Annotated in this window: 19 protein-coding genes; 4 read left to right on the top strand and 15 right to left on the bottom strand. The window is 70.7% G+C overall.

Annotated elements, in window-relative coordinates:
* Window positions 1–31: 31 nt before the first annotated feature.
* The 9 genes from ACT3UL_RS07175 to ACT3UL_RS07215 all read right to left on the bottom strand — a co-directional run bounded on the left by ACT3UL_RS07175 (window position 32) and on the right by ACT3UL_RS07215 (window position 11,729).
* Window positions 32–1,735, bottom strand: a complete 1,704-nt coding sequence (locus ACT3UL_RS07175) for an ATP-binding cassette domain-containing protein (protein ID WP_444577453.1) — start codon at window positions 1,733–1,735, stop codon at window positions 32–34.
* Window positions 1,735–3,453, bottom strand: coding sequence for an ABC transporter substrate-binding protein (locus ACT3UL_RS07180; RefSeq protein ID WP_444577454.1), 1,719 nt, complete (start codon window positions 3,451–3,453; stop codon window positions 1,735–1,737). The genes ACT3UL_RS07175 and ACT3UL_RS07180 overlap by 1 nt, the downstream gene beginning before the upstream one ends.
* Window positions 3,450–4,499, bottom strand: a complete 1,050-nt coding sequence (locus ACT3UL_RS07185; RefSeq protein WP_444577456.1) for an ABC transporter permease — start codon at window positions 4,497–4,499, stop codon at window positions 3,450–3,452. The genes ACT3UL_RS07180 and ACT3UL_RS07185 overlap by 4 nt, the downstream gene beginning before the upstream one ends.
* Window positions 4,499–5,434: an ABC transporter permease gene (locus ACT3UL_RS07190; protein ID WP_444577458.1), complete on the bottom strand. Its 936-nt coding sequence runs from the start codon at window positions 5,432–5,434 to the stop codon at window positions 4,499–4,501. The genes ACT3UL_RS07185 and ACT3UL_RS07190 overlap by 1 nt, the downstream gene beginning before the upstream one ends.
* Before the next feature lie 261 nt (window positions 5,435–5,695).
* Window positions 5,696–5,986, bottom strand: coding sequence for a hypothetical protein (locus ACT3UL_RS07195; protein WP_444577459.1), 291 nt, complete (start codon window positions 5,984–5,986; stop codon window positions 5,696–5,698).
* A gap of 158 nt (window positions 5,987–6,144) precedes the next feature.
* Window positions 6,145–7,227, bottom strand: a complete 1,083-nt coding sequence (locus ACT3UL_RS07200) for an NAD(P)-dependent oxidoreductase (RefSeq protein WP_444577460.1) — start codon at window positions 7,225–7,227, stop codon at window positions 6,145–6,147.
* Window positions 7,228–7,702: 475 nt separating this feature from the next.
* Window positions 7,703–9,052 (bottom strand): four-carbon acid sugar kinase family protein, encoded by a 1,350-nt coding sequence (locus ACT3UL_RS07205; protein WP_444577461.1) that lies wholly within the window; start codon window positions 9,050–9,052, stop codon window positions 7,703–7,705.
* A 79-nt stretch (window positions 9,053–9,131) separates the two neighbouring features.
* Window positions 9,132–10,532: a GntP family permease gene (locus ACT3UL_RS07210; protein WP_444577462.1), complete on the bottom strand. Its 1,401-nt coding sequence runs from the start codon at window positions 10,530–10,532 to the stop codon at window positions 9,132–9,134.
* 225 nt (window positions 10,533–10,757) lie between these two features.
* Complete coding sequence (locus ACT3UL_RS07215) at window positions 10,758–11,729, bottom strand: 3-hydroxyacyl-CoA dehydrogenase family protein (RefSeq protein WP_193117635.1); 972 nt, start codon at window positions 11,727–11,729, stop codon at window positions 10,758–10,760.
* Window positions 11,730–12,295: 566 nt separating this feature from the next.
* On the opposite strand from ACT3UL_RS07215, the gene ACT3UL_RS07220 reads away from it, so the two are divergent.
* Window positions 12,296–13,780, top strand: coding sequence for an Nramp family divalent metal transporter (locus tag ACT3UL_RS07220; protein ID WP_444577464.1), 1,485 nt, complete (start codon window positions 12,296–12,298; stop codon window positions 13,778–13,780).
* The gene (locus ACT3UL_RS07225) at window positions 13,777–14,274 is read left to right on the top strand and encodes a hypothetical protein (RefSeq protein ID WP_444577466.1); all 498 of its coding nucleotides are present in this window, start codon (window positions 13,777–13,779) and stop codon (window positions 14,272–14,274) included. The genes ACT3UL_RS07220 and ACT3UL_RS07225 overlap by 4 nt, the downstream gene beginning before the upstream one ends.
* A 177-nt stretch (window positions 14,275–14,451) precedes the next feature.
* On the opposite strand, the gene ACT3UL_RS07230 is transcribed toward ACT3UL_RS07225, so the two are convergent.
* The 3 genes from ACT3UL_RS07230 to ACT3UL_RS07240 form a co-directional block, all read right to left on the bottom strand.
* Window positions 14,452–15,303 carry a fumarylacetoacetate hydrolase family protein gene (locus ACT3UL_RS07230; protein WP_444577468.1) on the bottom strand — a complete coding sequence of 284 codons (852 nt, stop codon included), beginning with the start codon at window positions 15,301–15,303 and terminating at the stop codon, window positions 14,452–14,454.
* Window positions 15,304–15,447: 144 nt separating this feature from the next.
* The gene (gene rhmD, locus ACT3UL_RS07235) at window positions 15,448–16,632 is read right to left on the bottom strand and encodes an L-rhamnonate dehydratase (protein WP_444577470.1); all 1,185 of its coding nucleotides are present in this window, start codon (window positions 16,630–16,632) and stop codon (window positions 15,448–15,450) included.
* Window positions 16,629–17,726, bottom strand: a complete 1,098-nt coding sequence (locus ACT3UL_RS07240; protein ID WP_444577472.1) for a zinc-dependent alcohol dehydrogenase — start codon at window positions 17,724–17,726, stop codon at window positions 16,629–16,631. The genes rhmD and ACT3UL_RS07240 overlap by 4 nt, the downstream gene beginning before the upstream one ends.
* A gap of 454 nt (window positions 17,727–18,180) precedes the next feature.
* Here ACT3UL_RS07240 and ACT3UL_RS07245 point away from each other — a divergent pair, with 454 nt between their 5' ends.
* A complete protein-coding gene (locus ACT3UL_RS07245; RefSeq protein ID WP_444577473.1) occupies window positions 18,181–18,942 on the top strand; it encodes an SDR family NAD(P)-dependent oxidoreductase in 762 nt (253 codons plus the stop codon).
* Between the two features lie 371 nt (window positions 18,943–19,313).
* Here the strand turns inward: ACT3UL_RS07245 and ACT3UL_RS07250 are convergent, their stop codons facing one another.
* Genes ACT3UL_RS07250 through ACT3UL_RS07260 form a run of 3 tightly spaced genes read right to left on the bottom strand, consistent with a single transcriptional unit; the run spans window position 19,314 to window position 22,637 of the window.
* Window positions 19,314–20,906, bottom strand: coding sequence for a tripartite tricarboxylate transporter permease (locus ACT3UL_RS07250; RefSeq protein WP_444577475.1), 1,593 nt, complete (start codon window positions 20,904–20,906; stop codon window positions 19,314–19,316).
* Between the two features lies 1 nt (window position 20,907).
* A complete protein-coding gene (locus tag ACT3UL_RS07255; RefSeq protein ID WP_444577476.1) occupies window positions 20,908–21,540 on the bottom strand; it encodes a tripartite tricarboxylate transporter TctB family protein in 633 nt (210 codons plus the stop codon).
* Window positions 21,537–22,637: a tripartite tricarboxylate transporter substrate binding protein gene (locus ACT3UL_RS07260; RefSeq protein ID WP_443426773.1), complete on the bottom strand. Its 1,101-nt coding sequence runs from the start codon at window positions 22,635–22,637 to the stop codon at window positions 21,537–21,539. Before ACT3UL_RS07260 ends, ACT3UL_RS07255 begins: the two co-directional genes overlap by 4 nt.
* A gap of 418 nt (window positions 22,638–23,055) precedes the next feature.
* Between ACT3UL_RS07260 and ACT3UL_RS07265 the strand changes: the two genes are divergently transcribed.
* Complete coding sequence (locus ACT3UL_RS07265; RefSeq protein ID WP_444577477.1) at window positions 23,056–24,003, top strand: LysR family transcriptional regulator; 948 nt, start codon at window positions 23,056–23,058, stop codon at window positions 24,001–24,003.
* Window positions 24,004–24,099: the final 96 nt, after the last annotated feature.

Raw genomic sequence — 24,099 nt, forward strand, 5'->3', positions numbered from 1 at the left:
ACCGCTGGGTAGCTGTCGAGAGTGGACCAGGCTACGCCGCCTCGCCGTCGCCCTCGCGGAGCCGGCGCTCCGGATCCGGGACGCTCGCGAGCAGCGCCCGCGTGTACTCGTGCTGCGGGTCCCCGAGCACGTCGCGCGCGGTGCCCTGCTCCACGGCGCGACCGGCGCGCAGCACGGTCACGTGGTCCGCGAGCGAGCCCACCACGGCCAGGTCGTGGCTGATGAACACGCAGGCGAAGCGGGTCTCAGCGATCGCGTCGCGCAGCACGTCGATGACGTGCGCCTGGATGGTGACGTCCAGGGCGCTGGTGGGCTCGTCGGCGATCAGCAGCGCCGGTTCGAGGATCAGGGCACGGGCGATCGAGACGCGCTGGCGCTGGCCGCCGGAGAGCTCGTGCGGGAGTCGGCTGACGTAGGAGGCCGGCAGGTGCACGACCTCCAGCGCCCGCTTCACCCGTCGGGCGATATCGGTGCGCGACGTGCCCCCGGCCAGCTGCAACGGCTCCCCGATGCTCCAGCCCACGGTGCGGCGCGGGTTCAGCGAGGAGGCCGGGTCCTGGAACACGAGCCCCACCCGCGCATACGCCGCCCGACGCTGCGCGGCGCCGAGGGTGCGCGGGTCGACGCCCTCGATCTCGAGGGTGCGCGCCTGCGCGGGGACCAGCCCGGCCAGGGCCTTGCCCCACGTGGACTTCCCGGACCCGGACTCCCCGACCAGGCCGTGGATCTCTCCGCGTCGGATCTCCATGCCGACGTCGTCGAGGGCCAGGTACGAGCCCCCGCGCCGGTGGTACTCCACGGTCAGCCCGTCGACGCGGACGACGGGGTGCTCCGTGGGTCCAGCAGCGGCAGAGGCAGGGGCCTCGTCGGCCCGCTCTCCATCGTCCGTCCGGGCGGCCCGCCGGCCCCGTGCGGCGCCACCCCGCGCCCCGTCGGCCCGCTCGAGGCTCTCGGCGAGGCGTGGCACGGCCGCGAGCAGCGCCTTCGTGTACGGGGCCTCGGGCGCGGCGAGCACCTGGCGCACCGGCCCCGTCTCGACCACGTCGCCCTCCTTGAGGACCACGACCTCGTCGGCGATCTCACCCACCACACCCATGTCGTGGGTGATGAGCAGGACCCCGATCTGCCGCTCCGCCACGATCCTCACCAGCAGGTCGAGGATCCCGCGCTGCACGGTGACGTCGAGCGCGGTGGTGGGCTCGTCGGCGATGAGCAGGGCGGGGTCGCCGCTGAGCGCGAGGGCGATGACCACGCGCTGCAGCTCCCCGCCGGAGAGCTCGTGCGGGTAGGAGGCGGCGGTGCGGTCCGGATCGGGCAGGCCGACGGAGGCCAGCAGCTCCCTCGTCCTCGTCACCGCCCGCGCCCGGGAGCGGATGCCCTCGCGGACGGCGAGGACGTGCCGGAAGCCCGTGGACACCTTCATCACCGGCGAGAGCGACTGCCCGGGCTCCTGGAAGATCATCCCGATCTGCCCGGACCGGATCCGCCGCATCTCCGAGGGGGAGCAGCCGACGAGCTCCGCGCCGTCCAGCCGGGCACTGCCGCGCACCTCGGCGCTGCGCGGCTGGAGCCCGATCGTGGACAGGGCCGTCATGCTCTTCCCGGACCCGGATTCGCCCACCAGCGCGGTGATCCGCCCCGCGCGCACGGTGAGGTCCAGGCCGGTCACGATGGACCGGCCCGCGATGCGCACCTGCAGGTCGCGGAGGGCGAGGAGCTCGTCGGCAGTGCTCATCAGCCCAGCGTCACCGTGAGGTAGTTCGGGTAGGCAGGGAACTCGCCGATCACGAAGTTCTCCACGCCGGAGCCGTGGGTGAAGGAGTTCTTCGAGTAGATCAGCGGCACCACGGGCGCGTCCTCGAGGATCTGCTTGTCGACAGCGGCCCACTTCGCGTGCGCCTCGTCGGCATCGATCGTGGAGGAGGCCTCGAGGATCGCGGCGTCCACGTCCGGGTTGGCGTAGCGCGCCAGGTTGTAGTTGCCGTCGCCGATCTGGCTGGAGTCGAACAGCGGGGTGAGGTTCGCGTTGGGCGAGGGGACGTCGGGCTGCCAGGAGCTGAGCACCAGGTCGTAGCCGGTGCCGTCGCCCGCGGTGACCTCGGAGGAGTAGGCGTTCTCGTCCAGCGGCTGGATCGTCACGGTGATCCCGGCGCGCTTGAGACCCTGCTGCACGGACTCGGCGGCGCCGGTCTGGTCGTCGGTGATGACCAGGCGGAGCGTCAGGTCGCTCGCCCCGGCCTCCTTGAGCAGCGCGGTGGCCTTGTCGACGTCACCGGTGGGCTCGTCGCCGTACAGCGAGTACTCCTCGCGGCCGGCGATGCCCGGGGTGATCAGCGTGGTCGCGTAGTCGCCGGAGATCTCGCCGCCCTTCGCGGTGCGGTAGGCCTCCTTGTCCACGGCGTACTGGATGGCCTGGCGGACCTTCACGTCCTTCAGCCCGTCGGACTCCGTGTTCAGGGCCAGGTACTCCAGCGCGCCCGGGCCGGAGGTGACCAGGCGGTCCCCGACCTTCGGATCGTTCTGGGCCTGGACCAGCTGCGCAGTGGGCACGAAGCTCGACAGGAAGGCGTCCTGGGAGTCCGAGCGGTCCGCGATGATCGACTGGGCGACGACGCTCGCATCCTGCGCGAGGGAGAACTCGATCGAGTCGGGGCCGCCGAGGCGTGCCGCGTCGGTGTCCACATCCCACTTCTCGTTGCGCACCAGCACGGCATTGCTGCCCGGGGAGTAGGACTTCAGGCGGTAGGGACCGCTGGCGACGGGCTTCGTCGCGTACGTCTCGGGCTCGCCGGAGTCCTCGGGGACCGGGGCGAACGCGGGGGTCGAGGCGATCCAGCCGAAGTCGCCGTAGGGGCGGTTGAGGTGGAAGACGAGGGTGAGATCGTCGGGCGTCTCGATCGAGTCGAGGTGCTTGCCGGAGAACGGACCCGCGTAGTCCTCGCCGCCCTCGAGCAGCACCTTGTGATAGGTCAGCCCGCCGGTGAGCTCGGCCGCGAAGGAGCGCTCGAGGCCGTACTTCACGGTCGCCGCGGTGATCGGGGTGCCGTCCTCGAACAGCAGCCCCTCCTGGAGGGTGAACGTCCAGGTCTGGCCGTCCTCGGAGGCGGTGCCGACGTCGGTCGCGAGGTCGGGGATCAGCTCGGTGGGGGCACCGGCCGTGGTCTTCCAGGCGGTGAGGCGGCGCGCGGTCAGGCCCAGCGTGGTGATCGCGAGGTTCTGGCTGGTCGCGGGGTCGAAGCTCATCTCCTCGCCGGTGGTGAAGATGGTGAGCGTGCCGCCGGTCTTCCCGCCGCCCCCGTCGGAGGAGCCGCCGGAGTCGCCGTTCGAGCAGGCGGCAAGAGTTCCCATGCCGAGCACGAGCGGGGTGGCGGCGAGGATGCCGCGTCGTGAGAAGCGAGTCGAGGGCAGCGAGGGCTTCGAGGGCTTCGAGGGCTTCGAGGGCTTCGAGGTCATGGGGTCGTCTCCTGGGGGTTCTGGTCAGGCAGGGGGGTGGCGGTGGAGGGGCGGCGCGAACGGCCGCCCTGGGCGAGCCGACGGTCCAGCAGCGGCCGCGCGAGGTCGGCGCTGAGGTTCGCGAGCACGATGAGCAGCGATCCCACGAGCGTGGTGCCGACGATGACCGGCAGGTCCGCGGTGGAGGTCGCATCCAGCAGCAGGGCGCCGAGGCCGGGCTGGCCGAAGATCCGTTCGGTGATCACGGTGCCGCCCAGCAGCGCCCCGATGTCGAGCGCGATGAGCGTCGTCAGCGGCAGTGCGAGGTTGCGCAGGGCGTACCGGTCGATCCGTCGTTCGGACAGGCCGCTGGCCCGCGCGGTGCGCACGTAGTCCAGGCCCAGCTGCTCGATCATCGAGGACCGCACGAGCCGGGCGTAGATGGCGCCGTTGAGGAACGCGAGCGTGGCCCAGGGCAGCACCAGGTGCCGCGCCCATTCCAGCGGACCCTCGGTGAAGGGCTCGTAGCCGCCGCTGGGCAGCAGGTCCAGGCGCAGCGCGAACACCACCACGGCGAGCAGACCCACCACGAAGGCGGGGGCCGACGCGGCGATCACGGACACGCCCGTCACCACCCGGTCCAGGATCCCGCCCTGGCGCCGTGCGGCGAGCGCCCCGGCGGCGATGCCGAACACGGCCTGCAGGGCCACGGCGCCGAGGGCGATCGACAGGGACACCGGGAAACGGTCCGCGATCAGGGCCGTGACCGGCTGGTGGAGCTGGAAGGAGTACCCGAGGCAGGGGGCCGCGCACTCGACGATCACGTCGGCCGAGCCGAAGGTGCGCCCGGTGACGATCGCGACCAGGAAGGTGCCCAGCTGCACCCACCAGGGCTTGTCGAAGCCCATGAAGCCGCGGGCCGCCTCGAGGTCCTCGGGCGAGCAGGGCTTCCCGCACATCCGTAGTGCGGGGTCGATGGGGGCGACGTAGAAGATCGCGAAGGTCAGGCCGACGACGACGAGGAGCACGCCGAGGCTGCGCGCGACGCGCTGCAGGGAGAGGGTCATCAGCGCACTCCCCGGGGGTCGAGGGCGTCGCGCAGGGTGTCGCCGAGGATGTTGAAGGAGAACGTCACCACGAACAGCGCGGCGGCGGGGAACAGCAGGAAGGCCGGGTCCACGAGCAGCCAGCTGATCGCGTCGCCGATCGAGCGGCCCCACGACGGGGTGGGCGGCAGCACGCCGACGCCCAGGAACGACAGCGTGGCCTCGGCGCTGATCCGGCCCGGCAGGGAGATGCACGAGTAGACGATCACGGTCGAGGCGACGTTGGGCAGCACCTGGTGGCGGAAGAGGTGGCCGAAGCGGGCACCCATCACCCGGGAGGCGACGACATAGGGCTGCTGCACGATCACGCGGGTCTCCGCGGCGACCACCCGGGCGATGCCGGGCCAGCCGAACATGCCGATGACCAGGGTGAGCAGGAGCGCGCGAGGCGCCTCGAGCGGGAACAGGGCGCTGAGCGCGATGGCGAAGATGAGGAAGGGGAAGCCGAGGGTCACGTCGGTGGCGAAGCCCACCAGCTTCTCGACGACCCCGCCGACGGCCCCGGCCACGATGCCGAGCACCACCCCGATGACCGTGGCCAGCACGGTGGAGGCGATGCCCACCAGCAGCGACACCCGCGCACCGTGGATGACCAGCGAGAACAGGTCGCGCCCGGTGCCGGGCTCCACCCCGAACCAGTGCTCTGCGCTGACGCCGCCGAAGAAACCGGTCGGTGAGGTGTCCGGCCCCAGGGCGTCCGCGTGATAGGTGAACGGGTCGTTCCCGGACAGGGCGCTCAGCTGGCTCGCGAAGACCGCGGACAGCAGGCTGATGACCACGACGACTGCGGCGGTCGCGGGCACCGGGCGCAGGAAGGAGCGCCACACGGGGGCGCGGGAGGGTCTCTCGTCCGTCGAAGCGGCGGCCTCGACCGGAAGCGCATCACTGGTCGTCATCTCGGATGCTTTCGGTTGTGCAACGTTAAGCGATGGTTAGTATCGCACCCCCGTGCCGCGCTGAGCCCGCGACCTCGTCACAATTCGACAACTCCGCCGCTCCGATTCGCGCACCGCCTCGGCTCACACGGCCGTCGGCCTCAGCGCCGCCAGATCCTCCAGGTGCGCCGCCGCGCCACCGGCTCCGCCTCCAAGCCCGCGTCCGCCCGGGCCGATTCGCTGCGGTACCAGTCGATGCGGGCGGCGATGCCTCTGCACTGCTCAGGCATCGTCGGAACCGGCTCTCTCCTCCGCCCGGCGTGCGATCTCCCGATCGTTCGCATCCGCCCGGCGCGATCCGAAGGCAGCACCCAACGCGATGCCCGCGCCGAGCCCGATCGCCATGGCGTACCCGAAGTCGCCGGGCAGCGCCTGCCCGAGGAGCTGTCCGATGGCGGCACCGATGACACCACCCAGGATGATCCACACGGCCTGGATGCCGCCTCGGCTCCACATCGGCGTCCTGCGCTTCCCGGTTCCCTCGCGCGCCCGCTGCATGTCGTCCTGCGCCATCGCTCTCCTCCTCGCTCGTCGGGTTCCCAGGGAATCACAGTCGACCCGGAGTTGATCGACGAAAGGTCCCAATCCTGGAAGGCTTCGTCTATCACCACGGCAGGAACCCGGCTGGACCTCGGGAGAGAGCGAGGGCGTCGTGGCAACGCGCGACTCGGTCAGCCTTTCCCGCCGCGCAGCACCTCGAACACGATCGAGTCGTCCTTGCGGTCGTGGCCCAGCTCGCTGCCGCGCTGGTAGATCGCTTCGGCCGACGCCGCGAGCGGCACCTCCTGGCCCACCTCGCGAGCCGCCTCGCTCACCAGGCCCATGTCCTTGACGAAGATGCTGAGCGCCGAGCGGACCTCGTCGAACGCGCCATCATCGACCGCGCCGGCGACCATCCGCCCGCCCCGGTCGCCGAACATGAACGATGCGGCCGCCCCGGTGTTCAGCACTTCGTGGACCTGCTCGAGGTCGAGGCCCATCGAGTCGGCGAGCGCGAGCGCCTCCCCCGCCGCGGCGATGTGCACACCGCACAGCAGCTGGTTGACGACCTTGAAGCGCTGGCCGTCCCCGGGACGCGGGCCGACGACGGGAGCGTTCGCGGCGAGCGCGCCCAGCAGCGGGCGCACGGCGGCGACGTCGGCTTCCGCGCCGCCGACCATGATCAGCAGGTCGCCGGTCCCGGCGCGGGCCACGCCCCCGGAGACGGGCGCGTCGACCACGTGCGCGGTGATGCCCTCGAGCGCGGCGACGGTGCCCTCGATCGCGGCGGGGCCGACGGTCGACATGATCAGCAGCGTGGTGTCGGCGGTGAGCGCCGGGGCGATGCCGCCCGTACCGCTCGCGCCACCGGTGCCGTCGGTGTCACTCGTGTTGCTCGTGTTGCTCGAGTCGCCCTCACCGAACAGGACTGACTCGAGCTGGGCGGGGGTCGCGACCATGACCACGACGATGTCCGCGCCGGTCGCGGCCTCGACCGCGCTGCTCACGGGAGTCGCGGCATCAGCCACCGCCTCACGGGCATCGGGGCTCAGGTCGAACGCTCGCACGGTGAACCCCGCGGCGCCTGCGGTGCGGACCATGGGCGCTCCCATCGCGCCGAGGCCGATCCACCCGATCGTCGCCGAGGTCGGCGCCGAGTCCAGTTCGGAGGCGACGCCCGAGACTGTGGAGTGCGCAGGTACCGCCGGTGAGGCGGCATCGCGCGAGGGGGTGGGCTGAGCGGACGGGGAGGGCTGAGCTGACGGGGAGGTCATGGGCTTCTCCTGAGGTGAGTGAGAGACTTCTGGCGAGTTTCGGCCCGATATGTTCCCTGCGCTGGAACAGATCGGAGCACAACTGGTCGGATGCGGCGTGCGATTGGTCCGGGCGCGACATGCGATGAGCGGCGAAGGGCGGCCGCCGCACGATGCGGAGCGCCCACCGCGAGGCGCTCCGCATCGTGCCACGTCGCGAAAGGTTCCAGCCCCGTGGCACCTTTCACGACACCGCCGGGCAAGCGGCGGGCGACGGGCGGCGAGCCGCGAGGCGCGAGCCGCGAGGCGGCGGGGCGCTCACCACCGTGCCACGTCGCGAAAGGTTCCAGCTTCATGGCACCTTTCACGACACGGCGGCAAGCGACGCGCGACGGACGGCGGGCGGCACGCGGCGGGACCGCGGCGAGTGTCGGCGGACGGCTCGCGGCGGGCGGCGGGGCGGCCCGTCGTCCCAGCGGGTGGCGACGTCCGGTCGTCAGCGGGCGGCGACGGCGGCGGTGAGGCGGTCCACCACGTCGGCCAGCGCCTGCTCGCCGCCCACGTTGCCGGGGAACACCACGTACGGCGCGCCCATGACCTCCTCCGGAGCCTCCTGCGCGGAGAACAGCGAGACCTGGCCGGGCCAGAACTGACCCTCGACCCGGGCCCGACGGATCCCGAGCCCGTTCGCGGCGACCTCGTGGGAGGTGATGCCGCCCTTCGCGACCACCCACGCCGGCTTCACCGACCGCACGCGCCGCACCACCTCGACCACGGCGTCGGACACGCTGCGCGCGATCGCGAGCGACTCGGCGGGATCATCGGTACGCACCAGGTCACGGCTGGTGTAGAGCACGCAGTCGTCCTCCAGCAGGGCCTCCCGCAGCCTCTCGACGACCTCGTCGAGGTACTGTTCGCGGCGGCCATCGAGCAGGGACGGCACCTGGAGCTCGACCTCGACCAGGGTGCCGCGCTCCTGGACGGCGCGCAGCTGGGTGGTGGTCAGGCCCACGTGCGAGCCGACGACGACCAGCCCGTGGTCCAGCCGCCCCTCGGGGATCGTGATGGAGTCCGCGCCCACCACCTCGGCGCCGCTCTGCCCGGCCAGCGGGCGCACGAAGGACGGTCCGCAGCGGCTGATGAGGGTGCGGCCCTCCGCCTCGAGCCGTGCGACGGCCTCGGCGACGATCTCCATGTCGGAGTACTCCGTCGCGTTGACGACGACCCAGCGGCGGTCCCGCGCGGCGGCGAGGATCTCGTGGACGCGATCGACGCCCCCGGTGCGGATGTCGTCGAGGCCGATGCTGAGCACGTCGGCCGCGCGGACCGCTCCCCCGGAGCGCTCCTCGAGGAACTCCCGCAGGTCGGAGTGGGTGTAGCCGAAGGTGGCGTCGCGGGCGAAGTCGGTGTCCTCCACGCGGCGCGGCTCCCCGTCGACGACGGCGTAGTGCACATCGCCCTCGGTGTACCGGCCGGCCTCGAGCATCGCCGGGACCAGCAGGATCGCGTCGACCGCGAGGTCATGGGCGGCGAGCTCGTCCGCGATCGCCGCGGGTTCGGCGATGACGTGCCCGCGCAGCGTCGAGTCGGAGCGGGAGACGACGTGCAGGCCCTCCCGGGTGACGGGATCCGCGAGCACCCCGGCGAGGAGGCGACGGGTCAGGGAGACGGCGTCGGCCTCATCGAGCGCCCGGGTGTTGGTCAGCACGAAGCAGGTGGACCCGGGCTCGGCGAGCACCTCGGTGGGGATCGCGGGGTCGAGGTCGAAGGCGACGTCGATCCCGGCGACGCACTGCGAGCCCGTGGGGTCGTCATCGAGGACGAGCAGGCGACGGGAGTCGGCCATGGTGGAGGTCCTTTCCGGGGCGGGCGGTGCGGGAGAGCAGGCCAGGCGGGCGGCGGCCGGCGCGGCCGCCGCCCGCGGGTCAGGCGGCGATGACGAACACCACCGCCGACAGGGCGAAGCCGACCAGGGAGATGGTGGTGCCCACGACGGACCAGGTCTTGAAGGTGGTCACGGTGTCGAAGCCGCAGAACTTGCCGATCAGCCAGAAGCCGGAGTCATTCACGTGCGACCAGCCGATCGAGGCGGCGCCGATGGTGATGACCATGGCGGCCACGGCGATGGAGTTGAAGTCGCCGGCCATGATCGCCGGGGCCATGATCGAGGCGCCGGTGGTCGCGGCGACGGTGGCCGAGCCCTGGGCGATGCGCATGGCCATGGTGACCAGGTACGCGGCGACGATGAGCGGCAGGCCCAGGGCGTCGAGCCCGTCGGCGACCTCCTTGCCGATGCCGGTCTCGGTGAGGATGGCGCCGAACGCGCCGCCCGCGCCGGTGATCAGGATGATCGAGCAGACCGGCGCGAGAGCGTCGTCCACGAGCTCCTCGAGGAGCCCGCCCACCTGCTGCCCGCGACGACGACGCGGGATGACGTAGAGCAGCAGCATCGCCAGCAGCGCCGAGAGGGCGAGCGCGACCGGCGTCGCGCCGATGAGGCGCGAGACCTCGAAGGCGAGATTGTCGGCGCTCACGGTCCCCTGCGCCTCGAGGGTGGAGAAGGCCGTGTTGAAGAAGATCAGGACCAGCGGCAGCAGCAGCACCAGCACGATGGCGCCGAAGGCGGGGCGCTCGTCGGCGGGCACGGTACGGGGCTCGCCGAGCAGGGCCGGGACGGGCGTGTTCGGGAAGCGCTTGGAGATCGCGCGGGCCACCAGGTAGCCGCCGAAGTACCAGGTGGGCAGGCCGATGAGCAGACCCACCAGCACCACGAGGCCGATGTCGGCTTCCATCACGGTCGCCGCGGCCGTGGGGCCGGGGTGCGGGGGCAGCAGCGCGTGCATCATCATGAACGACGCGATCGAGGGCAGCACGTAGAGCATGAACGAGCCGCCCAGGCGGCGGGCCACGGTGTAGATGACCGGCAGCATCACGATGAAGCCGGCGTCCAGGAAGATCGGGAACCCGTAGAACAGCGAGGCGACGGCGAGGGCGAGCGGCGCGCGCTTCTCCCCGAAGGTGTCGAGCATCTTGTCGGCCAGCACCTGGGCGCCGCCGGTGGTCTCGATCAGCCTGCCCAGCACGGCGCCGAAGCCGACGAGCAGGGCAACGGTGCCGACGGTGGTGCTGAAGCCGCCGATCACCACCTCGATCACGTCGCCGACGCCGATGCCGGCGGCGAGGCCGGTGGCGACCGCGACGACCAGCAGCGAGAAGAAGGCGTGCAGGCGGGCTTTGATGATGAGGACGAGCAGGATGACGATCGCGACGACGGCGATCGTCAGGAGCAGCCAGACCGGCCGATCCGCGAGGACGAGTTCTTCCACGGGTGGGTCTCCAGACGTTGAGGAATCACTCCGAGCAGGAGCCCCGACGTCGGAACGCCCGGGGCCCGGTCGGTGCCGGGCCCCGAGCGTTCGGCTCAGGTCCCGGGCAACAGTGCCCGGCCGACGGGCGGTGCCCGTCGGATGAGAAGGAGGGTGAAGAGGAGATCGAGAGGGGGAACGCTCCGTCGGCGGGCAGGTCCCGGCCGACGGGGATCTCCCCGAGGGTCACTCCGCCGTCGGCGTGGCCTTCGGGGCCGGGCCGAGCTCGGCGAGGAGCTGCGACATCTTCGCGTAGGCCTTGTTGCGGTAGGCGATCAGCTCGGCGGAGGTGCTCTCGTCGTAGTCGCCGAGCAGGCCCTTGCCGTTCTTGACGCCCTTGCGATCCGCCGCGACGGAGTCGGTGAGGATCTGCGGGGTCGCGAGGCGGTCGCCGAAGGCGTTCTCGAAGGTCACGAAGCAGTTCGCGTAGATGTCGAGCCCGGCCTGGTCGGCGATCGCGAACGGGCCGAAGAAGCCCAGGCGGAAGCCGAAGGTGGTGCGCACGATGGTGTCGACGTCCTCGGCGGTCGCCACGCCCTCCTCGACCACCGCGGTGGCCTCCTTCAGCAGCGCGTACTGGAGGCGGTTGAGCACCATGCCGGGGGTGTCGGCGACCTGGGCGCCCTGGTTGCCGGACTTCTCCAGCAGCTCCTTGACGGCGGCGACCGCCTCGGGGGTGGTGTCCTTGCCGGCGACCAGCTCGACGCCCGGGATGAAGGGAGCCGGATTGGAGAAGTGGACGGTGAGGAACCGCTCGGGGTTCGTCACAGCGCTCTCGAGCTCGCTGACCGGGATCGTCGAGGTGTTGGTGCCGATGATCGCGTCGGGGCGGGCGTGCTGCGAGATCTTCCCGAGCACGTCGCGCTTGACGTCGATCCGCTCGAAGACGGCCTCCTCGATGAAGTCGACGTCGGCGACGGCCTCTTCGATGGTCTTGCCCGCGGAGATGTTCTTCGCCACGAGGTCGGCGCTGCCGGGGGCGTAGAGGCCCTGCTCCTCGAAGTCGCGCGCTTCCTTCTGGAGGCGCTCGAGGGAGGCGTTGGCGTTGTCGACGCTCACGTCGGCGATGGTCACGTCGAAGCCGGCCATGGCGAGGACCTGGGCGATGCCGCCACCCATGTAGCCGGCGCCGACGATGGTCACGGTGGAGATGGTCATGCGGAGGACTCCTTCGTCGAGGGGCGCCGATCGGGGGGCCGACGCCATGATGCCTGCGCGCAGGGAGCGGTGGCCGCCCGAGCGCTGCGCGATACCCCGAGCATAGCGATCCTATTGGATTCCTGCTAGATCGACGCCCCCACCCACGGGTGCATCTCCCAGCGTGACCACGGGTCCGCTCCGGACCCGATCCAGCTCCGACACCGACCGCTCTCCCGCCGATGACCACCGAGTAGCCCGGCACCTGCACCGATCCGCCGCACCTGGCAAATCTCCTGCGCATCGCGTGGACTGCGGCCCTGACCGTCGGCGGCGCGGACCGTCGGTTCACCTCGAATCGACGATCCTGTAGGAACTGGTTGACAGGAGGGTCGCCACCGACCTACCGTCAGCGACAACGTGAGTGAGGTCTCACCGTGAGCTCCCCCAGAGTACCGCGAGGGGCGCACCGCCCTCCGTCCGAGAACGACCTCGAGACGGCCCCGCGGGACTCGAGACCTCCGCGCCATCCCCGCCCGCCTCCGCGAGCATCCCCTCCCCCGCCTCGCCCAAGGAGCACCAAAGACATGACCACAGGACAGCCCGAGCAGCTGGGCCTCGAGGAGCTCCGGTTCCCCGACGCCGACCCTCGGCTCAAGAAGTGGAGCTTCGGGAACCTCATCGCGTTCACCGGGCCCGGCATGATCCTCGCCTCCGTGACCATCGGCAACGGCGAGATCTTCTCCGCCTCACGCGGCGGTGCCGTGTTCGGGACGGTGATCATCTGGACCTTCGTGCTCTGCGCGATCATGAAGGCCGCGATCGTCTACTCCGGCGGCCGCTACATCGTGCTCACCGGTGAGCACCCCTTCCAGCGCTGGGCGCAGATCATCCCCGGCCCCAAGAACTGGCTGGCGCTGCTGCTCGGCGTGCTCGCCGTGGTCTGCTTCCCGTCCTGGGCGGTGGCCTACTTCAAGGGTCTCGGCCAGTGGTCGAACTGGACGTTCCACACCGACATCGATCCGATGCTCTGGGGCATGTTCTGGGGCGTCGTCGGCTTCGCCACGGTGTTCCTGCGCAGCTTCAAGATCGTCGAGAACTTCCAGACCGTCGTGGTCGGCCTCATGATCGTCTTCGCGTTCGTGGCCGTGTTCGTCTCGAATCCGCCGTGGGCCGAAGCATTCAAGGGTCTGATCCCGAGCGTGCCCAGCGACTATCCGGCCTGGGTGCGCGACGGCTTCCCCGATGTCGCCTCCCGCCCGATCCCGCTGGAGATCATCGCCTACCTCGGCGCCCTCGGCGGCGGCACCTACGACTACATCGGCTACGTCGGCTCCCTGCGCGAGAAGAGCTGGGGCCTGCTGGGCGTTCCCAACCATGCCGAGCTCGAGGAGAAGCTGCGCCGCCTGGACACCGACCAGGCCCGCATCCCCCTGTCGACGGACCCGGAGAACGTCGCGAACGGCCGCGCCTGGCTGCGCGCCGTGAAGCTCGACGTGCTCGCCTCCTTCGTCTCGGTGACGATCCTGGCGCTCACCTTCATCATCCTCGGCGATGTGGTGCTGGGCTCGGGGGCCGCGGAGACGGTTCCCGGCGACGACGACATCCTCACCGATCAGGCAGCCTTCTTCTCGGTGATCTCCCCGGTGCTGGTGTACCTCTACCAGCTCGCGATCTGGGCGGCGTTCTTCGGTTCGCTGCAGGCCCTGTTCTCGACGATCTACCCGTACACCTTCCGCGAGAGCTTCGCCCCGAGCTTCAAGGCCCTGCGGGATCCGAAGAACTGGCAGAAGGTGCGCATCGGCGTGGCCGCGTACACCTTCCTCGGCGCGACGGTGCTGCTGTTCAGCGGCATCAGCTACACCACGGTGATCTCCTTCGCGGGCATCCTCGGCGGTGTGCTGTCCCTGGGTGTCTGGGGCTTCGCCCAGCTGTGGACCGAGCACAAGGTGCTGCCGCCGCAGTTCCGGATGCACAAGGCGGCGCAGATCCTCGTGGCCGTCAGCTCGCTGGCGCTGTTCGTCTTCGGCCTCATCGCGCTCGTCCAGTTCTTCCAGGACTTCCTGGGATGAGCACCCTGAGCACCCCCGCCGCAGGCCCCGCCCCGACCGCCGTGAGAGGATCCGGGACCATGCGCACCCCCATCTATCTGATCGCGATCGCCTCGTGCCTCGTGCTCTCGTGGCTGTTCGCCTCGCGGGAGAACTGGATCGGGTTCGCACTCGTGCTCATCGGTGCGATCGCCTACTCGGTCCGGCTGGTCACCGTCTCGCGCACCGAGCGCAAGGCGGCCGTGGAGGCCGCGCGCGGCCCGAAGGTGCGCACCTCGGCGGAGCAGGAGGCGCTCAAGTCCGAGCTCGGGCAGATGCGCGACGCCTACGAGCGCAACCGTCGCGTGATGCTGCTGATCGCGGTGCTGGTCGGCGGCCTGGCCACGGTGGCCTGGGCCTGGAACCCGGCCTTCGCCCTGGCGCTGCTGATCTTCGCGATCCCCGCCCTGCTGCTCGCCTGGCGCAACACCAAGGCGGTGCGCCGGATCGACGAGGGCCTCTCCTCCGCCCGCTGACCCTCCCGCCCCGGACGTGGGCACGAGCGCCGGATCTCACGGCGACACAGAGAACCGCCCCGACAGCCTGATGGCCGTCGGGGCGGTTCTCGAGGTGCCGGCGCCCTGTGCACGGGATCGCGCCGGCTCGGACGCCCGCGTCGGCTCCGGATTGGGGTCGCCGACGCGGGCGCCTTGTCAGCGGCGCTGGACGAACACCGAGCGCTGGTCCCCGAGGCCCTCGATGCCGAGCTCGACCACGTCGCCGTCGCTCAGGTACGGGAAGCGGCCGGAGAGGGCCACGCCCTGCGGGGTGCCGGTGTTGATGAGGTCGCCGGGTGAGAGCACCATGTACTGCGAGAGATGGTGCACCAGCTGCGCCACGGTGAAGACCATGTCGGCGGTGGTGGAGTCCTGGCGGGCCTCCCCGTTCACGCTCGACCACAGACGCAGGTCCTGCTGCTCGACCTCGGCCGCGGGCACCAGGGCGGGGCCCACGGGGTTGAAGTTCTCGGCGCACTTGCCCTTGGACCACTGGCCGCCGGACTCCGCGATCTGGTAGTCGCGCTCGGAGACGTCATGGCTGGTCACGTAGCCCGCGATGACGTCGAGGGCCTCCTGCTCGTCCTTCAGGTAGGAGGCGCGCTTCCCGATGACCACGCCCAGCTCGACCTCCCAGTCGACCTTGGTGGCGCCGGGCGGGATCGGGACGCCGTCGTGCGGGCCCACCACGGTGTTGGGGTGCTTGAAGAAGACGATCGGGGTCGTCGGTGCGTCGGCGCCGGACTCCGCGGCGTGGGCCGCGTAGTTCTGGCCGATGCAGATGACGGCCTCGGGGCGGGCGATCGGGGCGCCCACGCGCTCGGACTCCGCGTCCTCCCACACCGGCAGCTCGCCGGCCTGCTGTGCGGCGGCGACGCGGGCGATGCCGTCGGCCGCGAGGAAGTCGCCGGTGATGTCGGCGGTGACGTCGTCGAGGCGGTAGGTCACTCCCTCGTGCACGAGGGCGGGCTTCTCCTGGCCGAGGGGGCCGAGTCGTCGCAGTTCCATGGATCTCTCCTTCGAAGGGGTGGGGCGTGGGCTTCGCCGCTGTCGCCCGGATATCGCGTGCCTCCACTGTGCCAGGCGCCGCATCACTGCGCGCGACCGGACCACAGGGCGATACATCCTATGTCTGGGGATGTGCGGCGCGGGTCAGTGGGTGTGGGGGCGCTGTCGCGGGATCTCGGGGTTGAACTCGACGCCGAAGCCGGGGGTGTCCGGCACCCGGATCTTCCCGTTCTCCGGCACCGGTTCTCCGAGCAGCATCGGGGAGAACATCGGGACGATCTCCTCGGCGGTCGGGTGCATCATGAGGAACTCACTGAACGGGCTGTTCATGCGGGTGATGACGAAGTGGTACGAGTACACGGAGGAGCCATGGGGCACCACCATCGCGCCGTGCGCGTCGGCGAGCGCGGAGATCTTCAGCAGCTCGGTGATGCCGCCGCACCAGCCCACGTCGGGCTGGATGATGTCCGCGCAGCCCATCTCGAGCAGCTGGCGGAAGCCCCAGCGGGTGGCCTCGTGCTCGCCGGTCGTGATGAGCATGCCCTTCGGGACGTTCTTGCGCAGCTGCTGGTAGCCCCAGTAGTCGTCGGGGATGAGCGCCTCCTCGAGCCAGCGCAGCCCGTGCTCGTGCGCCCGGTGCGCGAGCCGCGTCGCGTAGTCGACGTCGAGCGACATCCAGCAGTCGTACATGAGCCAGAAATCGTCGCCGACCTTGTCCCGCATCTCCGCGAGCAGGGCGATGTTCTTCTCCAGCCCCTCCTCGCCGTCGGCCGGACCATGATGCAGCGGCATCTTGCCGCCGAGGAAGCCGAGCTGCTGCGCGACATCGGGCCGCGCGCCCGTGGCATACATCGACAGCTCGTCCCGCACCGGCCCGCCGAGCAGGGCGTACACCGGCTCCTGGCGCAGGCGTCCCAGCAGGTCGTAGAGGGCGAGGTCGACGGCGCTGATCGTGTTCAGCACGATGCCGCGGCGCCCGTAGAACAGGGTCGAGCGGTACATCTGGTCCCAGATCCGCTCGATGTCGGTGACCGCCGCGCCCTCGAGGAAGCGCGCGAGGTGCTTCTCGACGATCCAGGCCCCGAGCTCGCCGCCGGTGGAGACCGCGAAGCCGATCGTGCCGTCGTCGGCCTCGAGCTCGACCATCAGCGTGCCCAGCACGTTCAGTCCGAAGGACTGGCGGGAGTCGGCGTACTCGGGGTAGATCGACATGGGCGTGGAGATGTGGTCGTCGATCCAATGGTCCGCGCCCTGGTCGTGATAGTCGGCGCCGCCGCCGGTGACGGTGTAGGCGCGGACGTGGGCGATGGTGCGCTGATGGGCGCTCATGCGGTGGTCTCCTCCTGCGACGAATCCAGGGGTGAATCCTGGGCTGAACGATCGGAAATTTCCTGTCCGTCGAAGCGGACCAGGATCTTCCCGGCCGGGCCCTTCCCGGCGGCGAGGGCGGTGAAGGCCTCCTGGGCCTTCTCGGGCGGCACCACGGCGCTGACCAGCGGCGCGACCTCCTCGGCGTGCTCGCCGATCCAGGCGGTGGCGTCGGCGAAGTCCTGGGCGGAGTAGGTGAAGGAGCCCACGACGGTGCGCTCCTCGGTGCTGATCGCGAAGGCCGGCAGCTCGAGGCGGGGAGAGCCCATGCCCACCAGGACCACGCGGCCGCCGAGGGTGGTGGCGGAGAGCGCGTCGGTCATGGTCGCGCTGAGGCCGACGGCGTCGATCGCGAGGTCGGCCGGGCCGCCCAGCGCCTCGGCGACGAGGTCCGCGGTGGATCCGGCCGACGGGTCCAGCACCTGCGCACCGAGCGAGGCGACGAGCTCGCGGCGTCGCGGGTCCATCTCCGACAGCGCGACGTTCTCCACGCCGGCCCGCTGCAGGGCGATCACGACGCTCTGCCCGATCGGTCCACCACCGATGACCAGCACTTTCTCCTCGGGAGTGGGCCGGCCTAGCCGCACGGCGTGCACGGCGACGGCGAGCGGTTCGATGAGGGCGCCGAGCTCGAGAGGCATCGCCGGGTCCAGCAGCAGCACGTTGCGGGAGGGCACCACCACGTAGTCGGCGAAAGAGGCCTGGATGTCCCGGGCGACGCCGATGACGTGCTTGCCCGGAGCGTGCTGCTCGCGGCCGCGGTACTGCTCGGCCTGCTCCGGGGGGACCACCACCGGGTTGAAGGTGGCCGGCGCGCCGAGGGGCAGGGCCGCGGCATCGACTCCCTCGCCGAGCGCGGCGATCGTGCCGGAGGATTCATGGCCCATCACCTGTCCCGGGACGCGGCGGCCGTTGTCGCCGGTGAAGCCATGGAAGTCGGAGCCGCAGATGCCGGTGGCGCACAGGCGCAGCAGCACCTCGCCGGGGCCGGGCTCGGGGCGTGCCGTCTCGACGAGGTCGAGGCGATGGAAGTCGGTCAGGACGAGTGCTCGCACGGGGGCTCCTCCGCGATGGGGTTCGACGCTCAGGAATCGATGCTCGGGGATCGATGCCGACGCGACACAGGACGACGACCCCGGGGAGACCCCGGAGACAGCGGCCCGGAGCACGACTTCGTGCACGACGGGCACCCATTCCGGACGCAGACATCGGATGTTAGTGTCCGGTGGGGATCGGGAGCCGAGGCTCCGGATCACGCCCTTCGGACGCTATCAGCGCTCCGGACGGCAGGACCCGTCCTCGTGATCCGCGTTCCGGGAACCCTCTATCCGATATCCACAATCTCTGCGCGACACCCCTCCCACCAGCGCGAACACCGCCCAGGTGCACCACGACGATCCGTATCGCGAGCAGCTGCGACCCGTGGGCCGCGAAAGCCCAGGTCGGACCATTCCAGCCCACCCCGATCCCCATATCCTGTAGGCACGACCACTCGACGAGGAGCTCACCATGACCGCTGTGACCGAACCAGAATTCGCCGGCCTGAAGGCCATCGTGACCGGCGGCGGCGCCGGCATCGGCGCGGCGACGATCCGTGCACTGCAGGCCCGCGGCGCGGTCACCGCGGCCCTGGACCTCGACCCGTCGGGCGCTCCCGAGGGCGCCCTGCAGATCCAGGTCGACGTCACCGACACCGCCGCCGTCACGGCCGCGGTGGACCACGCGGCTGCGGAGCTCGGCGGGATCGACATCGTCATCAACAACGCCGGCATCGGCGCGCAAGGCCAGGTCGGCGCGAACGACGACGCCGAGTGGGCGCGCGTGCTCGACGTCAACGTGGTCTCCGTGGCCCGCGTGACCACCGCAGCCCTCCCCCACCTGCGCAGGTCCCAGGCCGCCGCGGTGGTCAACACCGCCTCGATCGCCTCGATGCTGGGCCTCCCCGAGCGCGTGCTCTACTCCGCCTCGAAGGGCGCGGTGCAGGCGATGACGCTGGCCATGGCCGCCGACTGGATCGCCGAGGGCATCCGGGTGAACGCCGTGGTGCCCGGCACCGCGAACACCCCGTGGATCGGGCGTCTGCTCGAGAAGGCGGACGACCCCGAAGCCGAGCGCGCCGCCCTCAACGCCCGTCAGCCGCACGGCCGCCTGGTGGAGCCCGAGGAGGTCGCCGAGGCGCACTGCTACCTCGCCTCCCCGCGCAACCGCTCCACCACCGGCGTGCTGCTCCCCATCGACGGCGGCATGACGAATCTGCGCACCCGCTCCTGAGCCCCGCGCAGTAAATACGGGACGAGTCGCTACAAGGACGAGTCGGTACAGGGACCAATCGACAGAGGGCCCCGATCCCGCCGTGGGAGGCGGTATCGGGGCCCTGTCCTGCTGGGAACCAGCTCAGCGGAGCGCCGCGTCCCGAGGCCGGCTGAGCGTCGAGAGTGCACCACGTGTCGGTGAGCGGCTTCTCACCGACACGTGGTGCACTCTCGAACCCGGATCCTCCGCATCGGTCACTCCTGACCTGCGCCTGTCGCTCCACAGAAGAGTCGCTCCACAGAAGAGTTGCTCCGCAGAAGAGTCGTCAGACGGAAGGTCCCGACCCGTGGCTGTCGCTGCACAGCAGAGTCGCTGCGCAGAAGGCGCTATCAGGCCGTCACGTCGGCGTCGTCGTCGGTGCCACCGTGACCATCGGTGTCGGCACCCGCCGCCTGGTCCTGCGCGGCCTTGAGGGCCGTGGCCCGCTCGGCGCGCCGGCCCAGCCAGCCCATCATCGGCGCTGACGCGATCGCGAGGATCACCAGCACGATGAGGATCGCGCTGATCGGGCGGGTGAAGAACTCGGTGAGGTCCCAGTTCGTCTTGATGACCGACTGCATGAAGGTGCGCTCCACGATCGGTCCCAGCACGATGCCGAGCACGACGGGGGCCAGCGGGATGCCGCCCTTCTCGAAGAGATAGCCGATCACCCCGAAGATCACCATCAGGCCCACCTCGAGGTAGCCGTTGTTGATGGCGAAGGCGCCGCAGATCGAGATCGACACGATCAGGCCCATCAGCACCGAGCGCGGGATCCGCAGCACGAAGCCGGAGGCCCTGATCAGCAGGAAGCCCAGCGGGAGGAGCAGCAGGTTCGCGATGATGAAGATGATGTACAGCGAGTACAGGGTGTCCGTCTGGTAGAGGAACAGGTCCGGCCCCGGGGTGATGCCCTTGACCAGCAGCACGCCGATGAGGATCGCGGTGATGGTGTCACCGGGAATGCCGAAGGCGAGCGTGGGGACATACGCCGAGGCGATGCCCGCGTTGTTCGCGCTGGAGGCGCCCGAGATGGCTTCGATCCGCTGGTCGTCCGCCGAGTTCTTCCCCGGTCGGACGCGGCTGGTGGAGCGGGTGAACGCGTAGGCGATCCAGGCCGCGATGTCGGCCCCCGCGCCCGGAAGGGCGCCGACGATGCCGCCGATGATGGAGCCCGAGCCGACGCGGCCCTTGTTGCGCCAGATCGCCCGGAACGTCGGCCGGAGCGTGCCCGCACCCTCGAGCCGCGGGATCGGCATCGATTCGCCCTTCTTCGCGGTGACGGCGCGCAGCACCTCTGAGAGGCCGAACAGACCGATCATCGCCGCGATGAAGTCGACGCCCCGGTACAGCTGATCCTCCCCGAAGGTGAAGCGCGGGAACCCGAGGGTGACGTCCAGGCCGACGGTCGAGACCAGCAGCCCCACCATGAGCGCGATACCGCCCTTGAGCTGGGCCCCCTTGGAGACGATGACCGCTGCGGTGAGGCCGAGTACGGCCACCCAGAAGTACTCGTAGCTCGTGAAGCGCAGGGCGAACTCCCCGAGGATCGGGGAGACGAAGATCAGCATGATGGAGCCGAACAGGCCGCCGAACACCGAGGCGACCAGGGAGACGCCGAGGCCCAGCGCGCCCTTGCCGTTGCGGGTCAGCGCGAAGGCGTCCTCCGTGTAGGCGGCCGACGACGGGGTGCCGGGGATGCGCAGCAGCGCACTGGGGACGTCCCCGGCGAAGATCGCCATCGCGGACATGGTGATGATCGCGGCGATCGCCGGCACCGGATCCAGGAAGAAGGTGAAAGGGACCAGCAGGGCGGCGGCGAGGGTCGCCGTCATGCCCGGCAGGGAGCCGATGACCAGGCCGAACAGCGCGGCCAGGATCATCACGAGGATCGTCGTGGGATCGGCGACCAGCTCGAGGGCGCTTCCGAAATTCTCGATCATGTCAGAACCCCTGGATGATGCCGTCGGGAAGCTGGACCATGAGGGCCAGCTCGAACATGGCCCACAGGCCGAGGGACGCGAGCACGCCCGTCGTCACCGCGACCCACCACTTCGCCCGCAGGGACGCCACGATCGCGCTGACCAGGATGGCCATCGTGAGGGGGAAGCCGAGGATCTCGGCGAACAGCACGTAGAAGACGATCCCGCCCATGAGCACGGCGCCGTTGATCCAGCGCCGCGCGCCGTCGGAGCCGATGTCCGTGTCCAGCACCGCGACGGTCTCCAGCTCGGAGACGGGGACGTCCCCATCGGACTCCGGGACCGAGGCCGAGGCCAGCGACGGGGAGTCGTCCTCGGGGGAACCGGCGCCGGCGGCGACCGCCGCGAGCTCGGCGCGATGCCGGCGCTCGCGGCGCGCAGCGAGCACGTTGGTGAGGACCAGCAGCACGCCGAAGAGGATCAGCAGGCCGCCGATCATCATCGGGAACAGGCCGGGGCCGGGGATCCCCTCCCGGATGTACGGCATGGAGGCGCCGTAGGGGATCACGACGGCTCCGACCACGACGGAGGCGACTCCGATGACGAGATTGCTGCGGCCCGCCCCCGTCGTGCTCGTGGTGTCGGCCGTGGTCACTTCGCGAGCCCTGCTTCCTCCATGACCTTGCCCTTCGCGGCGTCGTCGTCCGCCATGAGGGTCTGGAAGTCCTCGGCGCCGCGGTACTTCACGCCGAGGCCGGACTTGGCCATGAAGTCGTTGAACTCGTCGGACTCGGCGATCAGGCCGAGGTGGCACTCGAGCTCCTCCACGACGGTGGCGTCCATGTCCTTGGGACCGGCGATGCCGCGCCACACCGACATGGAGTAGTCCGATCCGGTCTGCTCCTGCAGGGTCGGGACGTCCGGGAAGTTCGGATCGGGCTCCGTGCCCATCACGGCGAGCGCCTTGGCGCGATCGGAGTCGAGCATGGTGGTGGACTCGCCCAGCGAGTTCGTGGTCATGTCGATGCCGCCGGCGACCATCTCCTGCAGGGCGGGAGCCGCGCCTTCCGAGGGCACGAAGTTCACGGAATCCAGGGGGAGGTCGTTGTCGATCAGCATGCCCAGCAGCGCGAGGTGCCAGATGCCGCCCTGCCCGGTGCCGGAGGAGGTCACCTCGCCCGGGTGCTCCTTGATGTAGGCGAGCAGCTCCTCGGCGCTCTCCCACTCGGCGTCGGCGGCGACCGTGATCCCGGCGGGGTCCTCGTTCATCTGGGAGATGGCGGTGAGGTCCTCGCCGCTGATGTCGGTGAGCCCCTGATGGTGCATCATGCCGATCTCGACGGTGACCAGACCGATCGTCTGCCCGTCGGGCTTCGCGTCGACGATGGCCTGGTGGCCCACGACGCCGGAGCCGCCGGTGCGGTTGACGACGTTGATGTTGCCGCCCATCTGGCCGGAGAGCTGGTCGCCGATGAGGCGGGCGACGCCGTCGGTGCCGCCGCCGGCGGCCCACGGGACGATCAGCTCGACCGGGCCGCTGGGGTAGTCGGCGTTGATGTCGTTGCAGGCCTGGACCGCGCTGTCGTCGGCCCCACCGGCCGAGTCGCCGGACCCGCCGGAGCAGCCGGCGGCGACGAGGGCGAGGGCCGCGGCGCCCGCGATTCCGGACAGCAGCCGGCGGGCGGGACGACGTGCGGGGTGCTGCGGAGCGGGTCGGGCGGGGGTGCTGGGGGACGGGATGGTGCGTGTCATGGCGGACTCCACTTCATCGTGAGGGTCGGAGGATGCAGGGCACAGCGGGAACATGCCGTGCACATCGAGGAGAGAGCGCCGCCTGCACGGCTGTGTGCTCGGGGTGGCCGGTGGCGGCAGGTCCTCAACATCGAGGTGCTCCGAAAGTTACCAACGCCGGGAGTCGTGAAGCCTCCGGGCGCGATCCGCGATCCGAAAATCCTATATACGATATTGGTAAGGTGTGTCACAGCAGCTCGGTGACCTGCGGAGATGGCGGTATCGCCGGATTCTCCCGACACCGGCTCGTGACCACGCCGGACAGCGGCCCACCGCTCCGCGCCGCACCTCGTACTGTCCTTCTCCGTCTCGTTCCGTCTCGTTCGGTCCGTCCCGTCCCGTCCCGTCCCGACCCACCCCGTCCCGCGCAGGAGGATGCATGCCCCGAGTCGAACAGACCGACTGGCTGGAGACCTTCGTGGCCGTGATCGACCACGGCAGCTTCTCCGCCGCGGCCCGGGCGCTGCACCGCGCCCAGTCCCGGGTGAGCACGCACGTCGCCTCGCTCGAGCGCGCGCTCGGCGGCACCCTCGTGGATCGCAGCCATCGCCCCATCGGCCCCACGGAGCTGGGGATCGCCTTCCTCCCGCATGCCCGTGCCGTGCTCGAGGCCCTCGAACGCGGCGCCGAGGCCGTCGAGCAGCACACCGGCACCCTGCGCGGGCGGGTCGTCATCGGCTGTCACCCCAGCGTGAGCGCCGGTTTCCTGCCGGGCGTGCTGGCGGCCGTGCACGCCGAGCATCCCCTGCTGCGGATCGAGCTGACCGAGCACACCACCCCGGATCTGGTCTCCGGCATCGGCGCCGGACGCTTCCACATCGCGATCCATTCCCTCGCGGCGGATCCGCCCTCGGACGATCTCCAGAGCGTGCACCTGTGGACCGAGCGCTTCGTGGCGATCGTCCCTCCCGGGCACCCGATCCTCCCGTCCGGCCCGATCCCCCGCGAGGGACTGGATCCCGAGTCCCTGGTCGCGCACCCGCTCATCGCGGTGGCCCAGCCCGGGGCGGCGGCGGATCCCGATACGGGCAGCGCACTGCAGGCGTGGGGCCTGGAGATCCCGCTGGCCTGGCAGTCCGAGCAGCCGCAGTCGGTGGTCAGCCTGGCCCGCGCCGGGCTCGGCGTCGGCGTGCTGAACGCCCTGGCCGCGAGCATCTCGGACACCAGCGGCATGGTCGTGATCCCAGTCGGCTCCCTCGCCGAGGGTCGACAGGTCGCGGCCACCCGGGACCGACGGATCGTCTCCTCGCCGAGCGTCGACGTGGTCTACCAGGCGATCCTCGACGCGCCGGCGCCCCCCGGCGTGCGGCCGGCGGAGCACGCTTGACGGACCATCGCGAACCATAGATCCTATAGGCCAATCCCGAGGGCTCTCCAGCCGCGTCCTCGGGACCGCCACGTCGCCGGTACCTGAACCCGGCGC

The organism is Brachybacterium sp. 107 (assembly GCF_052379725.1).
In the GTDB taxonomy this organism is placed as follows: domain Bacteria; phylum Actinomycetota; class Actinomycetes; order Actinomycetales; family Dermabacteraceae; genus Brachybacterium.